At 66.2% G+C, this 19074-nt stretch carries 14 protein-coding genes; 8 read left to right on the top strand and 6 right to left on the bottom strand.

What is annotated here, in order from left to right:
* Positions 1-55: 55 nt before the first annotated feature.
* Positions 56-943 carry a LysR family transcriptional regulator gene (locus AC3ANX_RS00960; RefSeq protein ID WP_488335190.1) on the bottom strand — a complete coding sequence of 296 codons (888 nt, stop codon included), beginning with the start codon at positions 941-943 and terminating at the stop codon, positions 56-58.
* A 151-nt stretch (positions 944-1094) separates the two neighbouring features.
* Here AC3ANX_RS00960 and AC3ANX_RS00955 point away from each other — a divergent pair, with 151 nt between their 5' ends.
* The 5 genes from AC3ANX_RS00955 to AC3ANX_RS00935 all read left to right on the top strand — a co-directional run bounded on the left by AC3ANX_RS00955 (position 1095) and on the right by AC3ANX_RS00935 (position 12294).
* Positions 1095-2450, top strand: coding sequence for an amidohydrolase (locus AC3ANX_RS00955; protein WP_488335189.1), 1356 nt, complete (start codon positions 1095-1097; stop codon positions 2448-2450).
* 314 nt (positions 2451-2764) lie between these two features.
* Entirely contained in the window at positions 2765-5860 is a 3096-nt protein-coding gene (locus tag AC3ANX_RS00950) for a TonB-dependent receptor domain-containing protein (protein WP_488335188.1), read from the top strand.
* Between the two features lie 59 nt (positions 5861-5919).
* The gene (locus AC3ANX_RS00945; RefSeq protein WP_488335187.1) at positions 5920-8457 is read left to right on the top strand and encodes a zinc-dependent metalloprotease; all 2538 of its coding nucleotides are present in this window, start codon (positions 5920-5922) and stop codon (positions 8455-8457) included.
* 49 nt (positions 8458-8506) lie between these two features.
* A complete protein-coding gene (locus tag AC3ANX_RS00940; RefSeq protein WP_488335186.1) occupies positions 8507-10300 on the top strand; it encodes an amidohydrolase family protein in 1794 nt (597 codons plus the stop codon).
* Between the two features lie 488 nt (positions 10301-10788).
* Entirely contained in the window at positions 10789-12294 is a 1506-nt protein-coding gene (locus tag AC3ANX_RS00935) for a tyrosine-type recombinase/integrase (protein WP_488335185.1), read from the top strand.
* A gap of 276 nt (positions 12295-12570) precedes the next feature.
* Here the strand turns inward: AC3ANX_RS00935 and AC3ANX_RS00930 are convergent, their stop codons facing one another.
* Positions 12571-13347: an HD domain-containing protein gene (locus AC3ANX_RS00930; RefSeq protein ID WP_488335184.1), complete on the bottom strand. Its 777-nt coding sequence runs from the start codon at positions 13345-13347 to the stop codon at positions 12571-12573.
* 168 nt (positions 13348-13515) lie between these two features.
* Here AC3ANX_RS00930 and AC3ANX_RS00925 point away from each other — a divergent pair, with 168 nt between their 5' ends.
* From AC3ANX_RS00925 to AC3ANX_RS00915, 3 genes are all read left to right on the top strand, one after another.
* Positions 13516-14052, top strand: coding sequence for a TetR/AcrR family transcriptional regulator (locus tag AC3ANX_RS00925; protein WP_488335183.1), 537 nt, complete (start codon positions 13516-13518; stop codon positions 14050-14052).
* Positions 14049-14783, top strand: coding sequence for a DJ-1/PfpI family protein (locus AC3ANX_RS00920; RefSeq protein WP_488335182.1), 735 nt, complete (start codon positions 14049-14051; stop codon positions 14781-14783). The genes AC3ANX_RS00925 and AC3ANX_RS00920 overlap by 4 nt, the downstream gene beginning before the upstream one ends.
* Before the next feature lie 188 nt (positions 14784-14971).
* On the top strand, positions 14972-15871 hold the full coding sequence (locus AC3ANX_RS00915) for a LysR family transcriptional regulator (protein WP_488335181.1): 900 nt from the start codon (positions 14972-14974) through the stop codon (positions 15869-15871).
* On the opposite strand, the gene AC3ANX_RS00910 is transcribed toward AC3ANX_RS00915, so the two are convergent.
* From AC3ANX_RS00910 to trbF, 4 genes are read right to left on the bottom strand one after another with little or no spacing between them, the layout of a single operon-like run.
* Entirely contained in the window at positions 15859-16095 is a 237-nt protein-coding gene (locus tag AC3ANX_RS00910; RefSeq protein ID WP_488335180.1) for a DUF2274 domain-containing protein, read from the bottom strand. The two genes, AC3ANX_RS00915 and AC3ANX_RS00910, sit on opposite strands and share 13 nt — an antisense overlap.
* A complete protein-coding gene (locus AC3ANX_RS00905) occupies positions 16092-17339 on the bottom strand; it encodes a TraB/TrbI/VirB10 family type IV secretion system protein (protein ID WP_488335179.1) in 1248 nt (415 codons plus the stop codon). The genes AC3ANX_RS00910 and AC3ANX_RS00905 overlap by 4 nt, the downstream gene beginning before the upstream one ends.
* A complete protein-coding gene (gene trbG / locus AC3ANX_RS00900; protein ID WP_488335178.1) occupies positions 17336-18391 on the bottom strand; it encodes a P-type conjugative transfer protein TrbG in 1056 nt (351 codons plus the stop codon). The genes AC3ANX_RS00905 and trbG overlap by 4 nt, the downstream gene beginning before the upstream one ends.
* Positions 18388-19071 (bottom strand): conjugal transfer protein TrbF, encoded by a 684-nt coding sequence (gene trbF, locus AC3ANX_RS00895; protein ID WP_488335177.1) that lies wholly within the window; start codon positions 19069-19071, stop codon positions 18388-18390. The genes trbG and trbF overlap by 4 nt, the downstream gene beginning before the upstream one ends.
* Positions 19072-19074 lie beyond the last annotated feature (3 nt).

Below are 19074 nucleotides of genomic sequence, written 5' to 3'. Positions count from 1 at the left end.
CCGGGCAAGTGCGATTATGCTTCGGCCGCGTTGTGCGATGCACAACGCTCACCCGCTACGTCGGTCTGAACGCGCCTACGACGGAATCGCAGAACAGGCGGGTGGCGCGCGATAGGCGCCGTCCGCTGCGCACCACCACGACGAGGCGGCTGCTGTCGAGAACCGGGGCGTCGATGGCGACGAGAACCGCCTGGCGCTGTTCCACCAGCGCGATGCCGCCGCTGCGGGTCAGCAATGCACCGCCCAGTCCGAGCCGCACGAATTCGCGAAGCACCTGGAGCGAGTTGCTGGACATCGCCGGCGTCAGCGTCGCGCCGTGCGAACGAAACGCCAGATCGACCAGTTGGCGCACGCCATGCGGGCTTTCATGCACCGCAAGGTCGAGTTGCAGCAGTTCCTCGATCGCGACGCGCTCCCGCCCGGCGAGCGGGTGACCAGGCGGCAGCGCCAGCATCACCGGCTCGGGCGCGCCGTACAGCACGCGCAACTCCGGGTCCTGCACCGACGTCAGCGTCAGGCCGATGTCGCACGTACCGTCGCGCACTGCCTCCTCGACCTCCGACGCCGTGACAGCCATCACCCGGAACGTGATGCGCGGGAACTCGGCGCGAACGTGCCGCATCGCCTCGAGCGGCGGCCCGATGACGCTTTCGATCGCGGCGATGCGGATGATCGCGCGGTCCCCGCCGCGCAGATCGTCGATATCGGCACGGAGCGTCTCGAAATCGAGCAGCACGCGCCGCGTGAAGTCGGCGACGAGCCGCCCCGCGAACGTCAGCGTGATGCCCTGCGAGGAGCGTTCGAGCAAAGCGGTGCCGAAGTGCCGCTCGAAGATCGGCAATTGCCGGCTGATCGAGGAGGGTGACACGTCGAGCGAGTCGCTCGCACGGCGGATACTGCCCAGCCGGGCGACCTCGTAGAAATAGCGGAAAAGCGTGAGCATACCGCCCGTGTAACCCTCGGCCGTAAAATCGAAAATGTTTATTGTGGAGAATGGCGACATCGCCTAACGGTCGCGGCATCGGCAGCGACCGATCAACGATCCGCTCCACACCCCTGGTGTCGCGAAGCGCTTAATCATCAGGAAAACGGCTTTGAAACTCATCGCAACGCGCGCGCTGCCGCTGCTGCTGGCACTCTCCACCGCTCTGCCGGCGGCGGCGCAGGCACAGGCCGCCGCGTCGGCCGATCGCACGCGGATCGATGCGGTTCTCGACAAGGCCTATCCGTCGCTCGACGCGGTGTACCGCGACATTCACCAGCACCCGGAACTCGCCTTTCAGGAAAGCCGGACCGCCGCGTTGCTCGCCCAGCGGATGCGTGCGCTCGGCTTTACCGTGACCGAGCATGTCGGAAAGACCGGGCTGGTCGCGGTGCTGAAGAACGGTGCGGGGCCGACCGTGCTGGTGCGGACCGAACTCGATGCGCTGCCGCTGCTCGAGAAGACGGGTCTGCCCTATGCCAGCACCGCGCAGCAGACCGTCGATGGCAAGATCATGCCGGTCGATCATGCCTGTGGCCATGACGTGCACATGGCATGGTGGCTCGGCACCGCGCAGGCGTTGCTTGCCATGAAGGATCGCTGGCACGGCACGTTGGTGTTCGTGGCGCAGCCGGCGGAGGAGATCATCAGCGGCGGCAAGGCCATGCTGGCCGATGGACTGCTGACCCGCTTCCCCAGGCCCGACTTCGCCTTCGCGGCGCATGTCGGCCCGGAACGCGCCGGCACCGTCACCATCAAGCAGGGGGTGATGAGTTCGGCCTCCGACACGGTCGCCATCACGTTCCACGGCGTCGGCGTGCACGGGTCGATGCCGGACAAGGGCATCGATCCGGTCATGGAAGGCGCGCGTTTCGTCGAGGATGTGCAGACGGTGATCAGCCGCCAGAAAGATCCGCAGAAGTTCGGCGTGGTGACGGTCGGGTCGTTCAATGCCGGGACGGTAGCGAACATCATCCCCGACCACGCCGATCTCCAGTTGACGTTGCGGTCGTTCGATCCGGAGGTGCGAACCCTGCTCAACGAGGGAGTCGCCACGACGGCTAACGCGGTTGCCGCGATGTCGCGGGCACCGGCGCCGGATGTGCGGCATCTGTTCGGCGCGGCGCCGGTCCGCAACGATCCCGCCCTGAGCGCGCGGGCGGCGGCGTTCTTGAGCGCAGGGCTCGGCGCCGACAGCGTCAGGCTCGTACCCGCATATCTGCCGGGCGGCAGTTCCAGTGAGGATTACTCGGAAATCGTCGATGCCGGGATCGGCCAATCGGTCTATTTCGCGATCGGCGGCTATGAGGCGTCGATCATCGCGCGCTTCAAGGCCGAGGGGAAGCCGCTGCCGGTGAACCATTCGCCGTTTTTTGCACCCGCCGCGGAGCCGTCGATCCGCACCGGCGTGCGGACGTTGACGCTCGCGGTGCTGATGGTGGCAGGGGAACAGGCCGGCGCACGCTAAACCGCTGACGCTTCCCCCGGGAAGGTCTGTACCCAATCAGGTGTTGCGCAGGGAGCAACGGGGGCAATCGCACTTTTCGCTTGCAAAGCGGAGCGCGATACGAAAGTTTTGTGCATCTCAATACCCCTGCGGCGTAGTCGGAAATGGCGCCGATAAAGAAAAAGTGATGACGCGGGGGTTTGAGCAACGCGCTACGATTGCGACGTGAAAGCCGTGGGGGAACGCGGTGAATATCTGATCCGGGAGGGGATCTGACCGGGCCTGGCGGCGCCACGAAGCGTGCGCCGGCCTATCGAAGATTCAAAGGGGGACACATGAACTGGACACCGCTGCGGGCGCTTCTGGCGTCGACGAGCATCCTTGCCTCGGGCTGCCTCGCGCCTGCCGCCTTTGCGCAAACGGCAACGCCGCCGGCCGACGCGACGCAGAACGGCGCGACCGGCGAACCCGACGCGAAGCCTCCGGAAAACGGCGACATCGTCGTGGTCGGGTCGCAGATCCGGGGCGCCAAGGTCAACGCGGCCTTGCCGGTGACGATCGTCGGCCAGGAACTGATCGCGGCCAGCGGGGCGGTGTCCGGCGACGACCTGTTCCGCTCCATCCCGCAGATGGGCGACGTCACCTTCAACAGCCAGTATCTGCCCGGCAGCAGCAACTCCGCGCGCGGCGACGTCAGTTCGGTCAACCTGCGCAATCTCGGCATCGGCAACACGCTGGTGCTGCTCAACGGCCGCCGCGTCGTGACGCATCCGACCAGCCAGGCGAACGATCAGCTCGTGCCGGTGCTGAGCTACAACTCCAACGCGATCCCGGTGAACGGCCTCGAGCGGCTCGAAGTGCTGCGCGACGGTGCGGCGGCGATCTACGGTGCCGACGCCGTGGCGGGTGTGGTGAACACCGTGCTCAAGACCGACTACAATGGCGGCGAGATGTCGGTGCAATATGGCGGTGCAGAAAGCACCAGCCTGCGCGAACTCAACGCCAACGGCGTGTTCGGCAAAAATTTCGCGGGCGGGCGCGCGAACATCACGCTGTTCGCCAGCTACGATCACGGCACGGGGCTGAACTCCACCGATCAGGCGTTCACCGCCTCCTCGGACCGCACGTCTCTGTTCGCCGATACGCGCTTCGCAGGCGCGACCTCGCTCGACAGCCGCAGCACGACCACGCCCTGGGCCTCGCTGCAAAGCCCGTCGAGCTTCGGAACGATCCGGCAGGGCACGACCGCGCTGACCAGCGCATCCGGCCTGTTCCATATCCAGCCGACCACCAACGCCGGGTGCCAGATCGGTATTGGTAACGGTCTGTGCATCGACGACGGCGCGCTCTCGACATCGGGTGCCGATCGCAACCTCCGGCTCGACACTGCGGCGGGCGGCGTGTCGGTGATCCCGTCGCTCAACCGCGTGAACCTGTTCTCCAGCGGGCATTTCGACTTCGACAGCGGCGTCACCGCATTCTTCGAGGGCGGCTATTACTACGCGAAGACTCACGCCACGCAGAGCCCGATCGCGACACTCAGCTCGATCCCGATCACCATCCCGGCAAGCAATTACTGGAACCCGTTCGGCGCCGCGGTGTTCGCCAACGGCACGATCAATCCCAATCGCATCGCCGGCACCAACGTGCCTGCGTCGGGTCTGGCGCTCACGTTGTCGAGCTACGCGTTCGCCGATCTGGGCAACATCAATGTCGATGTGACCAACACGCAGTTCCGCGCGCTCGGCGGATTGCGGGGCACGTACAAGGGATGGAGCTGGGAATCGGCGATCAGCTATTCCGAGGCGACCGTGCGCGACGTCAGCGACAACATCTCGCGCACCAAGCTCGCCGCCTCGCTCGCCTTGTCGACGCCCGATGCCTATAACGTCTTCAACGGCGGTACGCTCGCCAACCCCTCGCTCGGCGACGCCACCGTCAACAGCCAGGCGACGATCGATTCGATCCGCGAAAAGCTGACGCGGTTCGACAAGACGACGCTCGGCACGTTCGATTTCCGGGTATCGCGGCGCGACCTCTTCACGCTGCCCGCCGGTCCGGTCGGGATCGCCGCAGGCCTCGAGGCGCGGCGTGAGACGCAGCTCGACGATCGCGACCCGCGTATCGACGGCACGATCACCTATACCGATCCGCGCACCGGCGCGACGGCGGGCGATTTCGTCAACAGCAGCCTCAACCCCGATACGCAGGGCCACCGCGAGGTGTTCTCGCTCTACGGCGAGTTCGCGATCCCCGCGATCTCCCCCGACATGCACGTGCCGCTGATCCACAATCTCGAGTTCCAGGCGGCCGGACGTTTCGAGGATTACAGCGATTTCGGCTCGATCGCGGTGCCCAAGGTGGCGGGCGCGTGGGATCTGGTGCAGGGCATCCGCCTGCGCGGATCATGGGCGAAGTCGTTCCGGGCGCCCAACCTCGAACAGACCAACGCATCGCTCGTCACCCGCACCAACACCCGCACCGATTATGCGTTCTGCGAGGCCGATCTGCGGGCCGGCCGCATTTCGAGCTTCAGCGCCTGTACGCGTTCGAACACGGTCACCGCGCAGCGTTCGGGCAATCCGGACCTCGACCCCGAACGGGATACCACCATGTCGTTCGGCGCGGTGCTGGAGCCGCCGCTGCCAGGCCGCTTCGGCCACCTGACCCTGACCGGCGATTATTGGCAGGTGAAGCAGAAGGGACTGATCGGCATCTTCGGCGAAGGCAACGCGCTGATCCTCGATTATCTGCTGCGGCAGAGCGGCCAGACCAACCCCAACGTCGTGCGCGCCGCACCGACCGCCGACGACATCGCCGCCTTCGCCGGAACCGGCCTCACGCCGGCCGGACAGGTGCTCTACGTCACCGACAAATATGTGAATTTGTTGCCGCAGACCGTGCGCGGGCTCGACCTCAACGTCATCTATCGTTCGCCGCGCACCAGCGTCGGCCGCTTCGACGTGTCGTTCAACCTGTCGCATCTGCTGAAATATTATCAGGATCCGTCACCGGGCATCGCGCAACTGCTCGCCGCGCGCGCGGCGGGGCAGATCAACGCCGGCACCGCGATCACCGGCGGCGGCGATCTGTTGCGGCAGAACGCGCGTCCGACCTGGAAGTGGTCGGCTGCGGTCACCTGGTCGCTCGCCAACGTCACCGTCGGCGCCTTCACGCAATATACCGGCAGCGTGGAGGATACCGGGCTGATCGACTCGGTCGGCAACGACTGGATCGTCGACAGCCAGATCACCGCCAACCTGTATGCCGATTATCGCTTCACCAACGGCGCGCTCAACGGCACCAGCGTCCGGCTCGGCGTTCGCAACCTCACCAACGCGCAGCCGCCGCTGTCCTCGTCGGGATATCTCGGCACGTTATACTCGCCGGTGGCGCGCTACTGGTACGCCAACGTACGCTACAAGTTCTGATCCGACCGGGGCGGTCTCGCGATCGCCCCGCCGATACCTGACATTCGGAAAGTTTCGTCATGCGCCTGAAGCGGTCGTCACGGGGGAAAGGGTCGCTGTCGGCAGGCGCCGGATGCTGGCTTGCGGCGGTCGCGCTGGCGACCGTGGCGGCTGGAGCCGCCTCTGCTCAGGCGCCGGCCGGTACGGCGGCCAACACGCCCGCCTTGTTCGGGGTCGTGCCCGATACGGGCGGCCAGAAGGTTCAGATCCGGCTGCCGGCGGCCGGGCCGGATGGCGTGCTGGGCCGCTTCCTCTACACGCCCTCGATCGCGGCAGGGCTCGGCGTGACGGGCGTCGGCGTCGATCGCGCCTTGCTCGGCCCGACCCAGATCATCGTCTTCCGCCGGATCGGCAAGCGCGTCCTCGCCGAGTTCGAGAACAGCCGTTTCGTCGCGCTCGGTGCTGACCGGGGCGAGGCGCAGGCGGTCCGCACGTCCTTCGCGCCATCGACGCTGTGGGCGGGGGACATCGTCGCGGAAGCCGATGGGCAGGTGACGATCGACATCGCCGGCCTGCTCACGCGCGACACGCTCGACGTGGCGGGCCGCCTGAAGCGCGGCAAGGCTGGCACGTACAAGCTTGCGCCGGCGCTCGGCTATGTCGATGCCGCCGACACGCAGGCCTTCCCCGACAATGTCGAGTTCCAGACGGTCGAGACCTTCACCTCGGACGATCCGGGCCCGGCGCTGCGCCGCGCCGTTCCCGATCCGCGCACGGTGACGATCGCGGTGCATCACAGCTTCGTGCGCCTGCCCGATGCGGGTTTCCACACGCGCGATCACGATCCGCGCACCGGCACCTCGGTGCAGGTGATCCGCAACAATTACGCGGCAGCGGTCGATCAGCCGATCGTCACGCGGCTGGTACGCCGCTTCCGTCTCGAGAAGGTCGATCCCGGTGCCGCCAGATCGCGGGTGCGCAAGCCGATCGTGTTCTACGTCGACCGCGCGGCGCCCGAGGAGATCCGCGCCGCGCTGATCGAGGGCGCGCGCTGGTGGGCGCAGGCGTTCGATGCCGCCGGCTATATCGACGCGTTCCGGGTCGAGACGCTCCCGGAAGGCATCAACCCGGCGGACGTGCGCTACAACATCATCGCCTGGGTCCACACTGATACGCGAAGCTGGTCGACCGGCGCGACCATCGTGGATCCGCGCACCGGCGAGATCGTGCGCGGCGTCGTCCAGCTCGGCTCGCTGCGCGCATGGCAGGACCGGCTGATCTTCGACGCTCTGGTCGGAGCAGGCCGCGAGCATAGCGGCGGCGCGGACGATCCGCTCGTGCTGGTGCGCGCGCGGCTGCGGCAGTTGGCCGTGCACGAGGTCGGCCATGCGCTGGGGCTGGCGCACAATTTCGCCGGCAGCACCTTCGCCGGGCGAGCTTCGGTGATGGATTATCCGGCACCGCTGATCCACGTTCGTGGCGACACGCTCGACTTTTCCGATGCTTATGCGACCGGCGTCGGCGCGTGGGACCGGTTCGCGATCAAGTGGCTCTACGGCGCGACGCCGCCCGGCGCGGATGAGAACACGGTACTCGACGGCTGGGCGCGCGATGCTCAGGCCAAGGGGTATCGCTTCGTCAGCGACGGCGATACGCGCGGCCCCGGCGATGCGCAGCCCTACGGCAACATGTGGGACAATGGCAGCGATGCGGTCGCGGAGTTGCGCAACGTGCTCGCCGTGCGGCGTATCGCGCTGGCGCGCTTCGGGCTCGCCAATCTGCCCAAGGGCTCTCCCGCCGCCGATCTGCGCCGGATGCTCGTGCCGCTCTATCTGTTCCACCGCTATCAGGTGACAGCGGTTTCGAAGCTGATCGGCGGCGTGGACTATGGCTATGCGGTGAAGGGCGACGGGCACGAACGCGCGCCAGTGGTCGCTGCCGCGCAGCAGCGGGCGGCGCTCGGCGCGCTGATCGGGACGCTCGATCCCGCCGTGCTCGATCTGCCCGACGATCTGCTGTCGACGCTGTCATCGGTACAGCCGGGCACCGCCGATCCGCAGTTCGACATCGAACTGCTGCCCTCGAACACCGCCGCCAGCTTCGATCTCCCGACCGCCGCCGAAACCGCCGCCGACGCGACCTTCGAGGCATTGCTCGATCCCGAGCGGATCAACCGCCTGATCGAACAGGCCCGCACCGACCCCGCGCAACTGTCGCTGCCCGAACTGCTCGACCGGCTGTCGGACGCGCTCGGCCCCAAGGCAGGCGGTACGCCGCGACAAGCCGAACTGCGCCGCCGCATCCGGGCGCGCTACGCGGTCCGGCTGGCGAGCCTGATCGGGAACAAGCAACTCTCCTCGACCGCGCTGGCGATCGTACACGGCGCAGCCGGCCGATTTGCAGAGCGGCTGAAGACGTGCGGGGGCGACACCGCCGAAACCGATAGCTGCACCTACCTCGCCACCGTGCTGACCGCCACGCCGGAGCGGCTGGCCGCGCTCGCCGAGCCGATCGCGACACCGCCGGAAATCCCGCCGGGCGCTCCGATCGGCAGCGACGAGGACGATTGGCTTTCCTTCGGGCCAACGTCGATCGCGCATCCGGATAGCGTGCCGTGACCGCGCCCCGCCTGCCGCTGCCGACACCCCTTCCTTGTGGAGCTTACGCATGAACAAACGCCTCCTATGCCTGCTGGTCGCGGGTGCCGCGCTGGCTCCGATGATCTCGGCACAAGCGTCCCCGGCCGCACCCGGCCGGATCGCGATCGTCGGCGCGACGGTGTTCGACGCGACCGGCGCCGCGCCGAAGGTCGAAACGGTGCTGATCGAGAACGGACGGATCGCAGACGTCGGCGCGAACATCCGCGTGCCCGCCGGCTACACCCGCATCGACGCGAAGGGCGAGGCGCTGTTGCCCGGCTTCTTCGATCTCCACACGCACTGGACGGCGGGCGGCAGTCCGGCGGTCACCCCTGCAATCGCGAACGCGTATGTCGCGGCGGGTGTGACGAACAGCGCCGACTTCAACTCCGCGCCGGAAGCCTTCGCGTCGCGGCGCGCGTGGCTCGCATCGCTGGCGGTCGCGCCGCACGTCGATATGTGCGGGCGCCTCTCCACACCGGGCGGGCACGGCGCGGACTGGGCCGACACCGCCACCACCAAGATGATCGTCACGCCGCAATCGGCGCGCGCCGGGGTGAAGCAGATCGTCCCGTACAAGCCGGATTGCCTGGGCGAAGTGATGGTCGACGGCTGGCGCTATGGCCTGTCGCCGGACAACACCAGCATGAACGAAGATGCGCTGACCGCTTTGGTCGACGAGGCGCACAAACATAACATCCCGGTGCTCACCCACATCCTGCGCACGGAGAAAGCGGCCGAGGCCGGTCGCGCCAAGGTCGACGTCATCGATCACGCCTTGCAGGATCTCCCGCTGACCGACGCGCAGATCGCGGACATCAAGGCCGGCGGCGACACGTTCGCGCCCACCCTGGCGGTGTATAATCCCGACAAGCCCAATCGCCGCGCCACGCCCGACATGACGGAGGCGCGCCGTGCGCGCGCCGCCGCGAACTGGGCCAATGCCAATATCAACACCAGGAAGCTCTACGAGGCTGGCGTCCCGATCGTCGCGGGCACCGATGCTGGGATGCCCGGCACCCCGCACGGCATATCGACGCTGATCGAGATGCAGTTGCTCGTGAAGGCCGGCCTGCCGCCCTCGGCCGCGCTGATCGCCGCCACCGCGAACAGCGCACGGGTGATGCGCCAGATCGAGGATCGCGGCACGATCGAGAAGGGCAAGCGCGCCGATCTGGTGCTGATAAAGGGCGAGCCCTGGAAAGACATCGCCGATGTCGAGAAGACCGACCGGGTCTTCATCGACGGTCGTCTCGTGTTCGGTCCGGGCGCGCCGCCGCTGAACCCAATCGTGCCGATGCCCTCGGTCGCGGTCGAGCCGCTCATCGATGATTTCGAGCGCGCCGACGGCCGCTCCGCGCTCGACACGCTCGTGGTCACCGCACCCGACGGCGGCATCGAACGCAGCGTGGAGGTGATCGACACGGTCAGCCGCGAGGACGGTGGTCACGCGCTCAGCATGATTGGCACGATGGCGGTCAAGCCCGATCCCCAGATCGCGGTGGTGATGCCGCTTACCAAGGGTTCGATCCAGCCTGCCGACGTCCGCAAGTACAAGGGCGTCACGCTCGAACTGCGCGGCGACGGCGCCTATGAGGTGGCGCTCAACACGCTCGGCGGAACCTATGTCGCCAGCACCAGCGGCGGCGCCAGATGGCAGAAGGTGACGCTGCCGTTCAGCGCCTTCAGGAAAGCCAAAGGCCCGGCACAGTTCGCGACGAACGGCTGGACCGGCGACAACGTGCTCGAACTTGAGGTGCGGGCAAAGCGCGCGGCAGGCCAGAAGGCCTGGCTGCTGATCGACAACGTCGGCTTCTACTAGGAAGACAGCGGAGCGGCCGTGCCCGTCACGACCGCTCCTGCCGCCCGTGCGGCGGCAATCGACCGGTCCCCCGCACCCGACGGCGATTCGCTCGGCACATGGTGTGGCGACCGAAGCGCCAACTCAGGGTGCCTCCGCTATCCGAATACCACGACGCGGCGGGCCATCGGAGCTGGCCCGCAGTGGCTTGCCACGGCTCCACTCCGCGGCGTTTCCGGCAAGGGCCCCGAAGGGCAAGATCAACGATCGTTTTATGAGAAAATGGTGCTGCCGGTGAGGATTGAACTCACGACCTCAGCCTTACCAACTAAAGTATAGACTCTCCCCGATGCTTTCCTATCGTAGCCAATACTACGACAAGCCCCTATAATCGTTAGTCTTCTTGCAATACACCGCCGCCGCACGTATCCTGCTCTACGACATGATTTCCGTCGGATTGCTTCCGTGGTGCTTCCGCGGAAGCGGCCGTAGAGCGCAGGAACTCGCGGATGCCGAAGCTGACCAAGCGCATTGTTGAAGGAACCGTGCCTATGGACGCGGATCTCTTCATTTGGGACGACGACGTGCAAGGCTTCGGGCTCCGCGTGTTCAAGTCCGGACGGCGAAGCTACCTCATCCAGTACCGCGTCGGGAAGCGCACTCGCCGGGTCACGATCGGCAGTCACGGAGTGTGGACGGTCGAGACGGCTCGGCGCGAGGCGAAGGCGCTCTTGGGACAAGTTGCGGCCGGGGTCGATCCCGCCGACGAGAAGCGGCGGGACGCGGCCAGGCTCTCGATCGGCGACGCTTGTGACATGTATCTCGAAGAGGGGCTGGCGACCGCAAAGGACAGCTCGATCCGCCAGGCACGATCGAACATAGAGAATCATATCAAGCCGCTGGTCGGCAGGCATCTGCTCTCCACCTTCACGAGAGGAGACGTGCAGCAGCTCATGCGCGATGTCGCCGCGGGCAAGAGCGCGAAGACCACCAAGAACGGTCCTCGCTCGAAATCGCGCGTCCGGGGCGGCAAGGGCACCGCAAACCGTGTGATCAACACGTTGAGCGCCGCATTCAGCTACATGGTCGACGAACGATTGCGCGCGGATAACCCAGCCATCGGCGTCAAGAAGTATCCTGGAAAGAAGCTGGAGCGCTTCCTCTCGCCGGCCGAGCTGCATCGCCTGGGTGGAGTGCTCGCCGCTGCGGCCTCGCTTGGTGTCGAAAGCGAATTTGCGATCGCCGCCATTCGGATGCTGATCCTGACCGGGTGCCGCAAGAACGAGGTCCTGACGCTGCGGTGGGCCTGGATCGACCGTTTCCACAGATGCCTGCGGCTGCCGGACAGCAAGACCGGCGCAAAGGTGGTTCATCTCGGCGCCCCGGCGCTGCGCCTCCTGGCTTCGCTGTCCCCGCGGCCGGGCAATCCTCACGTATTTGCTGGGCGGACGGCCGGCACCCACGTCACCGACCTCCAGTCGGTCTGGAGCCGGATCCGCAAATCGGCTGAATTGGAGGACGTTCGCATCCACGACCTCCGCCACAGTTTCGCGTCGATCGGCGCCAACAACGGCGATAGCCTGCTCGTCATTGGTGCGTTGCTCGGACATCGTTCGGCGAAGACGACGGAACGCTACGCTCACCTGGCTGACCATCCCATCAAATCCGCCGCTGATCGCATCGCGGAACGCATCGCGCTCCACTTGGACATGACCAAGGGCGACGACGGGCCCGAGGAGCAGATGCAGCACGGAGGTTTCTGGGGTGCGGAGATTGCCGAAACTGAGACAGAGACCGCTGACCCGATCTTGGGATCGATCATCCGCACCAAATGGATCGATACGCAGGCAGCCGCCGCCTTTTTAGGCATGACGGTGGGGACGCTCCAGACCTATCGTTGGCAGGGCACCGGACCAGCATTTCAAAAGGTCGGACGACGCGTCGTGTACTCTCAATCGGCTCTGGCCGCTTGGAAGGTCATTCATGAGACCAAGGGGGCGCGGTGTGCCGCGTGACTGCGCCCATCGGGGGCGAAGGACCCAGGTTCGCATTCTGTCGTGTACGACGCATCTTTCCAAGACATGATCGCCTAGCACCGCCGCAGTACGCCGCGGGCGGCAGCTAGCGTTTGAAGCACCACGCTCCGCGGGCCTTCAATGCCGATCCCTCACGGTGCATCACCGTTCTGCGGACCGCGCGAGTGCATCGCGCGGCTGATACCGACGCAGCGACTGCGGGAGCAAGCGGCACACCGTCAGGCGTTGTTCTACCAAGACCCGACGGCGTTAGCTTCACCGTGCCGCCAGCGCGGCCTCGATCGGATGCTCTCCATTGCTCTCAAACACGCCCATTTGCACGAGGAGCGCGGTCCTGCTGTTTTCGAGGTGAGGCTTGGAAAGAAACGGCCCGAACGCCTCGAAGAGGCCGGTGCGTGGCGCACGCTCCACCGTTGCAGCGAGCGTCGAGGGCTCGATCCGGCGGACGTAGGCGCCGAAGATGTCACACGTTGCGCCAACTGCAAGCAAGGTGTTCTCGGCTGGATATTGGTCCAGCGGAACGACCAGGCTCATGTGCGATGAAATCGCCTCACCGACGCGAACAGCCGCCTCGCCATGCCCTTTCTCGGACAGGTGCTCGCAGGTTAGCTTGCCCCCGCTGTGCGCGAAGCAGCACGTTGCCACCGATCCCGCGGCATCCTCGTTGACGCCCGCGTCGTGGCAGATCGCCGCCGCGTAGAACAGCTCGCGGTCGAACTTGATGTCGTCGAAGGCGGCTACCTGAACCCCAAAATAGTAGGTCCGTAGGCAGTGGTCCCACAGCACATCGTTGTAGAGGCTGCGCGCGAATTCGTCCGCATCACGAACGAGCTTGGTGTCCGGCGGGGTCAGGCTGTCCAGCTCGATCTTCGCCGGACGAAGCAAGCCAAGCCGGTACCGGGCTTCGTCAAACACCATCTCCGCCCTCATCGCAGCCACATTGCGCGCGAGCGCGATCTTCTCGTGTTCGCTCAAGCTACCGCCCGTGCTCTTAGCCCAGGCAAGCGTTCCCATGCGTTCTGCCGTCATCATCGACCTCCGACCTGTTCCCTGCCAAATTGACTTTCCTGCGATGCCGCAGGATAAAGCGGGGGTCAATGATTCCTTGCGAATCCGAAGGGAAATGGATTGGAAGGTTCTCGCCCTCGTGGTCGCCCACTGAGCTTCGATCGCGGAGCCGCGCTCGATCGAGTGCTCCCGGTGTTTTGGCTCAAAGGCTTCGCCAGTGCGTCGCTCGACGAGCTCGCGGCTGCGGCCGGCCTTAACCGCCCCAACCTCGCAGCAGCGTTCGGCGACAAGCGCGGGCTCTATCTGGCAACCCTGGAGCGATTTGAGGACCAGTTCACGAGCGAAGCCGGGAAGGTCTTGAGCGAGCCCGCTACCCTGCAAGTCAGCCTAGATCGCTTCTTTGACTTCGCCGTGTCGGTCTATGCAGGCAATGGGTTGGGTTGCTTCCTGTTCGGCACCGCGCCGGCGGCGAGCGGCGATGATCTCGATATTCAGGCGGCGCTGGCGAGCGGACTGGAAGCGATCCGATCGGGCTTGCGGCAGCGATTATCGGAGGCGGCGGGACTAGAGCTGGTCTCCGATGCTGACGTGGAGGGGTTAGCGATCTCCCTGACCGGGGTGCTGCTGACCCTCTCGCTATATGCGCGCGCAGGCGCCTCCTCCGCCGATCTTCACACGATGCACCGACAGGCGTCGGCCACGATATTGACGGGAAGCTTGTTGAAATGATCGCGATTCAGGCTGATGACGACCACCACCTTCAAATCGGGACGTTTCTTTTCGATGGCGTCGACCAGATCGACGTGACCGGCCCATTTGAAGTGCTCTCGCGCCTGCCGAACGTGACGCATCGCTTCTATGCCGTCGAGGACCGTCCCATCCGAGACATCATGGGTATGCACCTTGTGCCCGACGCGACGCTCTCTCAGGCACCTCAGCTCGACATTCTGCATGTGCCAGGCGGGCCCGGAAACGAGCCGCTGATGGATGACGAGACGGTGCTGAACTGGCTTCGTTCGCAGGCGGGTGGCGCAACGACTGTCCTTTCGGTCTGCACCGGCGCACTGCTACTGGGCGCGGCCGGATTGATCGTCGGCAAGCGCGCCACCACCCATTGGACCGCGCATCACCTGCTCCGATGGTTCGGAGCTACTGCCGTCGAGGAGCGTGTCGTGCGCGACGGCACCTACCTGTTCGCCGCGGGCGTCACCGCCGGGATCGACGGCGCGCTCCAGCTTGCGGCCGATCTGCGAGGACAGGCCGCAGCCGAGCAAATCCAGCTCGAAATGGAATATGCACCCAAGCCGCCCTTCGATAGCGGCACGCCTCAAACGGCTCCCGCCAAAGTATTGGACGCAGCAAAGCGACGCAATGAAGACCTAGCAACGAGACGAGCGGCCACCGCGGAGCGGATTAGTGCTCAACTAGGTCTGTACAAGGGCGGGAAGGTACACGCCTAGATTGCAACAAACGGGAGGATAGAATTGTGCGTGCGTACCAGCGGTTCCGCAATTGGCTTTTCAATACCATGCAGGCTCTGCAGGATATTGACCTCACCCCGGCGGAGCGCCTCGAGCACCGTGTCAGTGCTATTGAGCGCCGTCTGGAGGCCTTAGAACGACGTTAGCAGTCGGCGGGGTCAGCCTGAATGCCAGTCGACGTTATCGCTCTCCGGTATGCCGTACTTGCCGCGGAGACGCTGAGCTTCGCTCGAGCCGCTGCTCAGGCCGGCGTCAAGCAGGCGACGTTGAGCAAGCGGATTGCTGGCCTCGAAGCCCGGATCGGGTTCAAGTTGTTCGAGCGATCGACGCGGGGAGCGCTCCCGACCGACTTGGGCCTCGGATGGCTCGACGACGCCAAAGGGGTGCTGAGCAATCTCAACGTCCTCTACGCAAGTGGGCTAGCGATCGGCGAGGGGCAGTCGGGGAGGGTTGGCGTAGGTTTCTCGACCTCTCTGGCCGCCGGCAACATGCGAGCGCTGATCAACGAGTTCGTCCAACGCTTCCCCGAGGTGCGCGTTATCGGCCTTGAGGGTGATCGAGCCCGTCTCTCGCAGGCACTCTTTGCTCGATCGATCGACTTCGCCGTGTTCTCCGGTGACTTACCTGACCTTGGCCTGAAGCGGCGTCCCCTCTGGGCTGAGCGTGTGATGGTAGTCCTGCCTGAAGGTCACTTGCTGGCGGAGAAGAAGCGGATTTATTGGACAGACATGCGCCAGGAGCGCTTCATTGTTTCACGGCAAGACCCGGGCACCGATCTCGCCGAACTCGCGAGAGCGCGTCTCGGCGAACCTGGATGGCATCCTGATGTCGAAATCCATGACGTCTCGCGCGACAACGTAGCCAACATGGTGCCGATCGGCGGCTTCATCAGCCTGACGACGGACGCTGCTCTCGGCCGAACGTTGCCCGGTATCGTCCTAAAGGAAGTCTTCGACATGGCAGGCGCCGTCGCGAACATCGACTATGCGGGCTACTGGCGCGGCGATAATCAGAACCCGGTTCTTGTCCGCCTCCTGAAGTTGCTGGGCAACCGCTACCCGGCCTGATCGGGCTTTGCGTGACGCAGTTTGGCGAAGCCGCGATCCGTCGCCATGAACCGCGCCAGCATCGGAGCCACCAGACGGGCCGCATCGATCGGCGCTTGATCGCCGGTCTCGCGGGCTAGGACCTCCCCATATCGGACGAGGTCGCGATGAACCGCGGCCGGCAGCTCGACCGTGACCTTCACCGGTCGCTCCTCGTCGAGGCGGCCCAGCTTCAAACTCGTCATCGTGGAACTCCCCATGGCGCCAGCACGAGATCGCGGCTGACGAGCACACGTATCGGAAAGCCAGGCCGCACTGTGAGCGTGGGCGGAACATTGAGCTGCCGGCGCACGATCTCCTGCCCGGCCTGGTTCAGCGTGTTCTGCCCGCCGTCGCGAAGGGCTCGAACGAGTTCGCTCGAGCTGTCCTCGGCGGCAAGCTGCGCGCCGAAACTGAGCAGCGTGGAAAGGCCGGCCGCCTTGGCGAGCGCGCCCCAGTGCTCGTCCACGCGATCCTCAAGGCCCGCGAACCCGGCGGCGTCGCCGACAGGCTGACGCTCCAGCACGATCGAACGGCCATCGGGGAGAATGAGCCGGGTCCAGGCAAGCAGGACGCGCCGTTGGCCGAAGCCGACCTGATCGTCATAATCGCCAATCAGCCGCGATCCCTGCGGGATGAGCAGGATGCGGCCGGTCGGGCTGTCATAGACGTTTTCGGTGACCTGCGCCGTCACCTGGCCGGGGAGGTCCGAGCGGAGTCCGGTTATGAGCGCGCCGGAAATCACGCTACCGGCCTGGACAACATAAGGTGATGCCGGTGGCGCAAGGCGTTCGGTGCTGGTTGTCCGGCGATCGGTGTCGCCGTTGAGGAACGCCCTCTTCGCGCTTTTTGCCGGCGCGGCCGGCGAAGCCCGGCTCGGGGTGCTGGCCTGTCCGAGCGCGGCGAGGTCAAGCAACGGGTTCGATGGTGCGGACCCCGCCGCAGGACCAGCGCCGCCTGTGCTCTGGCGTCCAAGAAACACGCCGCTGGTGCGCGCGGAATCGCGCTCCTGCTGCGCGCGTAAGCGAGCCTGCTGCGCGGCGGTCTCGGCGGGAGTCGGCGGCGGTCGCGTGCCGCCCGTGCCCATCGGTGGTGGGGGCACGTCCTGGCCGCGGGCCTGAGCACTAACGATCGGGCGGCCGAGATCGCCGGGCAAAGGAGGGCCAAGCTGGGGCACTTTGCCGTAGTCCTCCGGCGCGCTGGAGATCGCCGCCGCTGTCGTGCGGCTATCGGTGTTGTAGAGCTCCTCGGCGGCCCGTTTAGACGGCGCTTGCAAGGCGTAGATCAGCGCGCCCCCGATCGCGAGGCCCGCGACTGTGCCCATCAGCGCGAGAGCGCGGCGGGACAGCCGCATCACGCGCGGCGGGTCCCTCCGCAAGCGCAGGTCTGGCGCAGGCCCGTGCCGCTCCGGCTCGCCCTCATCTTCCCGGCTCCGGTCAAGGTCGCTCATCGCCGGGCCCTTCCGTCGGTGCGCTCGATACGAACGCTCTGCTCGGAACGGCCGCCGCCCATCTTCAATTCGGCGGCGGCGAACAGCCGATCCACGACGATGTGCCGGCCCGAGACCCGGTAGTTGGCCAGCTCGCCGCCGCCTTCGGGACCGACGACGAACAAGGGCGGCATCTCGCCTTGACCGATGCCGGCCGGGAACTCGATAAACACCTGCCGGCCGTCGTCGAACGCCCGCAGCGGGCGCCAGGGGGGATTGTCGCCGATGATGCGGTAGCGAAATTGCAGAGCGCCGACATCGACGCCTGAAGCAATCGGCGCCGTGGCTTGCGCGGCCGCGTCCTGGCGGCGAAGGGCGATGAGTTGGTCGGCCGGGTAGGTCCACGAGACCGACGCCATCCAAGTCCGCTGCGTTGCGCGCAGCTCCAGATGGTAGGTCCGCCGATCGGTATTGATGACGAGGTTGGTGGCGAGATCGGGCCGCGTGGGCTTCACGAGGATATGGACGCGGCCGGTCGGACCGGCGCCGCTGGTTGTGTCACCGATCACCCACCGCACCGTGTCGCCGGCCGCGACGGGACCGGGACCGACGAGCTGCTCGCCCTCCTGAAGCACGATGTCGGTGACCTGGCCTGGCGCGGCATAGACTTGATAGAGCGCGCCATCGCTCCATGGATAGAGCTGCATCGCATTGATGAAGCCATCTCTCACCGGCTCCATTCGGGCGGCGGCATTGGCCGCACCGACGCGGACCTGTGGGTCGGCGGGCTCCGGGGCACGCTTGGGCGCCTCGACCGGCTTGAGCTGGCCGGGAAGTGGCAGAGGCTGAGGGATGGCGACCACCTCAACGCGCGACGGCGGCGGCGGCGGCGCTGCGACCGCCGCGACGGGAGCGTCATAGCTAATGGCTGGAGGCTTGGCGCCCCGGGTCGCGCAGCCCGCCAAGGCTGTCGCGCAAAGCAGGATCGCCGAAAGCGCGGCTTTACGGAAAGGCGTGGAGACGTGGTTACGGCTATGCGCGGTTGCGGAGGTCCGCAGAGACGACAGGGTCATTGGGACAGCTCCTTCGACCAGTTGATGGCGTTGACGAACAGACCGAGCGGGTTTTTTCGGAGCTGATCGGGCGTGCGGGGCGGTTGGATCACGACGGTGACGATCGCCGACCATCGCTCAGTCGCGGCAAGGGAGCCGTCCTGATAGCGGCGCTCGGTCCAGGCGACGCGGAAGCTGTCCGACGAGGCGCGGATGACGCTGGAGACGTCGACGGCGACCTGCACCTTGCCGACGTTGGTGAACGGGTCGTTCGTGCGCGCGTAGTCGTTGAGCGCGAGCGCGCCCTTGTCCGTCGTGAAATCGTAGGCGCGCAGCCAGTTTTGCCGGACGATGATCGGGTCGGCCGGGATCGAGCGCACTTGCTCGATGAAGCGGGCCAGGTGGAAGGCGACCTGCGGATCGGTCGGCCGATACCCCGCGGTGGCGGGCTCGACGGCGCGAGCCTCCCCGAGTTTGTCGACCTCGACGACCCAGGGAACGATGTGGCCACGCGCCGACTGCCAGACAATGCCTGCCGTCAGGCCGCCGGACAGCGCCAGCGTTCCGAAGAAGGCGAGCCTCCAGTTTCGGGCCTGCACGCGCGCCGAGCCGATCCGGTCGTCCCAGGCTTGGGCGGCTCGCTGATAAGGCGTCTCGGGCTCTGGCGTCTTCCCGTAACGGATGGAGGGGCGTCTGAACATCGG

Source organism: Sphingomonas sp. BRN-1R (assembly GCF_057748035.1).
This window is presented reverse-complemented; position numbering and strand designations above follow the sequence as displayed.

Excerpts from the sequence above, each read along its gene's own strand:
- AC3ANX_RS00905 (WP_488335179.1), bottom strand. The coding sequence starts at position 17,339 with ATGAGCGACCTTGACCGGAGCCGGGAAGATGAGGGCGAGCCGGAGCGG.
- AC3ANX_RS00930 (WP_488335184.1), bottom strand. The coding sequence starts at position 13,347 with ATGATGACGGCAGAACGCATGGGAACGCTTGCCTGGGCTAAGAGCACG.
- AC3ANX_RS00915 (WP_488335181.1), top strand. The coding sequence starts at position 14,972 with ATGCCAGTCGACGTTATCGCTCTCCGGTATGCCGTACTTGCCGCGGAG.
- AC3ANX_RS00945 (WP_488335187.1), top strand. The coding sequence starts at position 5,920 with ATGCGCCTGAAGCGGTCGTCACGGGGGAAAGGGTCGCTGTCGGCAGGC.
- AC3ANX_RS00920 (WP_488335182.1), top strand. The coding sequence starts at position 14,049 with ATGATCGCGATTCAGGCTGATGACGACCACCACCTTCAAATCGGGACG.
- AC3ANX_RS00940 (WP_488335186.1), top strand. The coding sequence starts at position 8,507 with ATGAACAAACGCCTCCTATGCCTGCTGGTCGCGGGTGCCGCGCTGGCT.
- AC3ANX_RS00910 (WP_488335180.1), bottom strand. The coding sequence starts at position 16,095 with ATGACGAGTTTGAAGCTGGGCCGCCTCGACGAGGAGCGACCGGTGAAG.
- AC3ANX_RS00960 (WP_488335190.1), bottom strand. The coding sequence starts at position 943 with ATGCTCACGCTTTTCCGCTATTTCTACGAGGTCGCCCGGCTGGGCAGT.
- AC3ANX_RS00950 (WP_488335188.1), top strand. The coding sequence starts at position 2,765 with ATGAACTGGACACCGCTGCGGGCGCTTCTGGCGTCGACGAGCATCCTT.
- trbG (WP_488335178.1), bottom strand. The coding sequence starts at position 18,391 with ATGACCCTGTCGTCTCTGCGGACCTCCGCAACCGCGCATAGCCGTAAC.
- trbF (WP_488335177.1), bottom strand. The coding sequence starts at position 19,071 with ATGTTCAGACGCCCCTCCATCCGTTACGGGAAGACGCCAGAGCCCGAG.
- AC3ANX_RS00935 (WP_488335185.1), top strand. The coding sequence starts at position 10,789 with ATGCCGAAGCTGACCAAGCGCATTGTTGAAGGAACCGTGCCTATGGAC.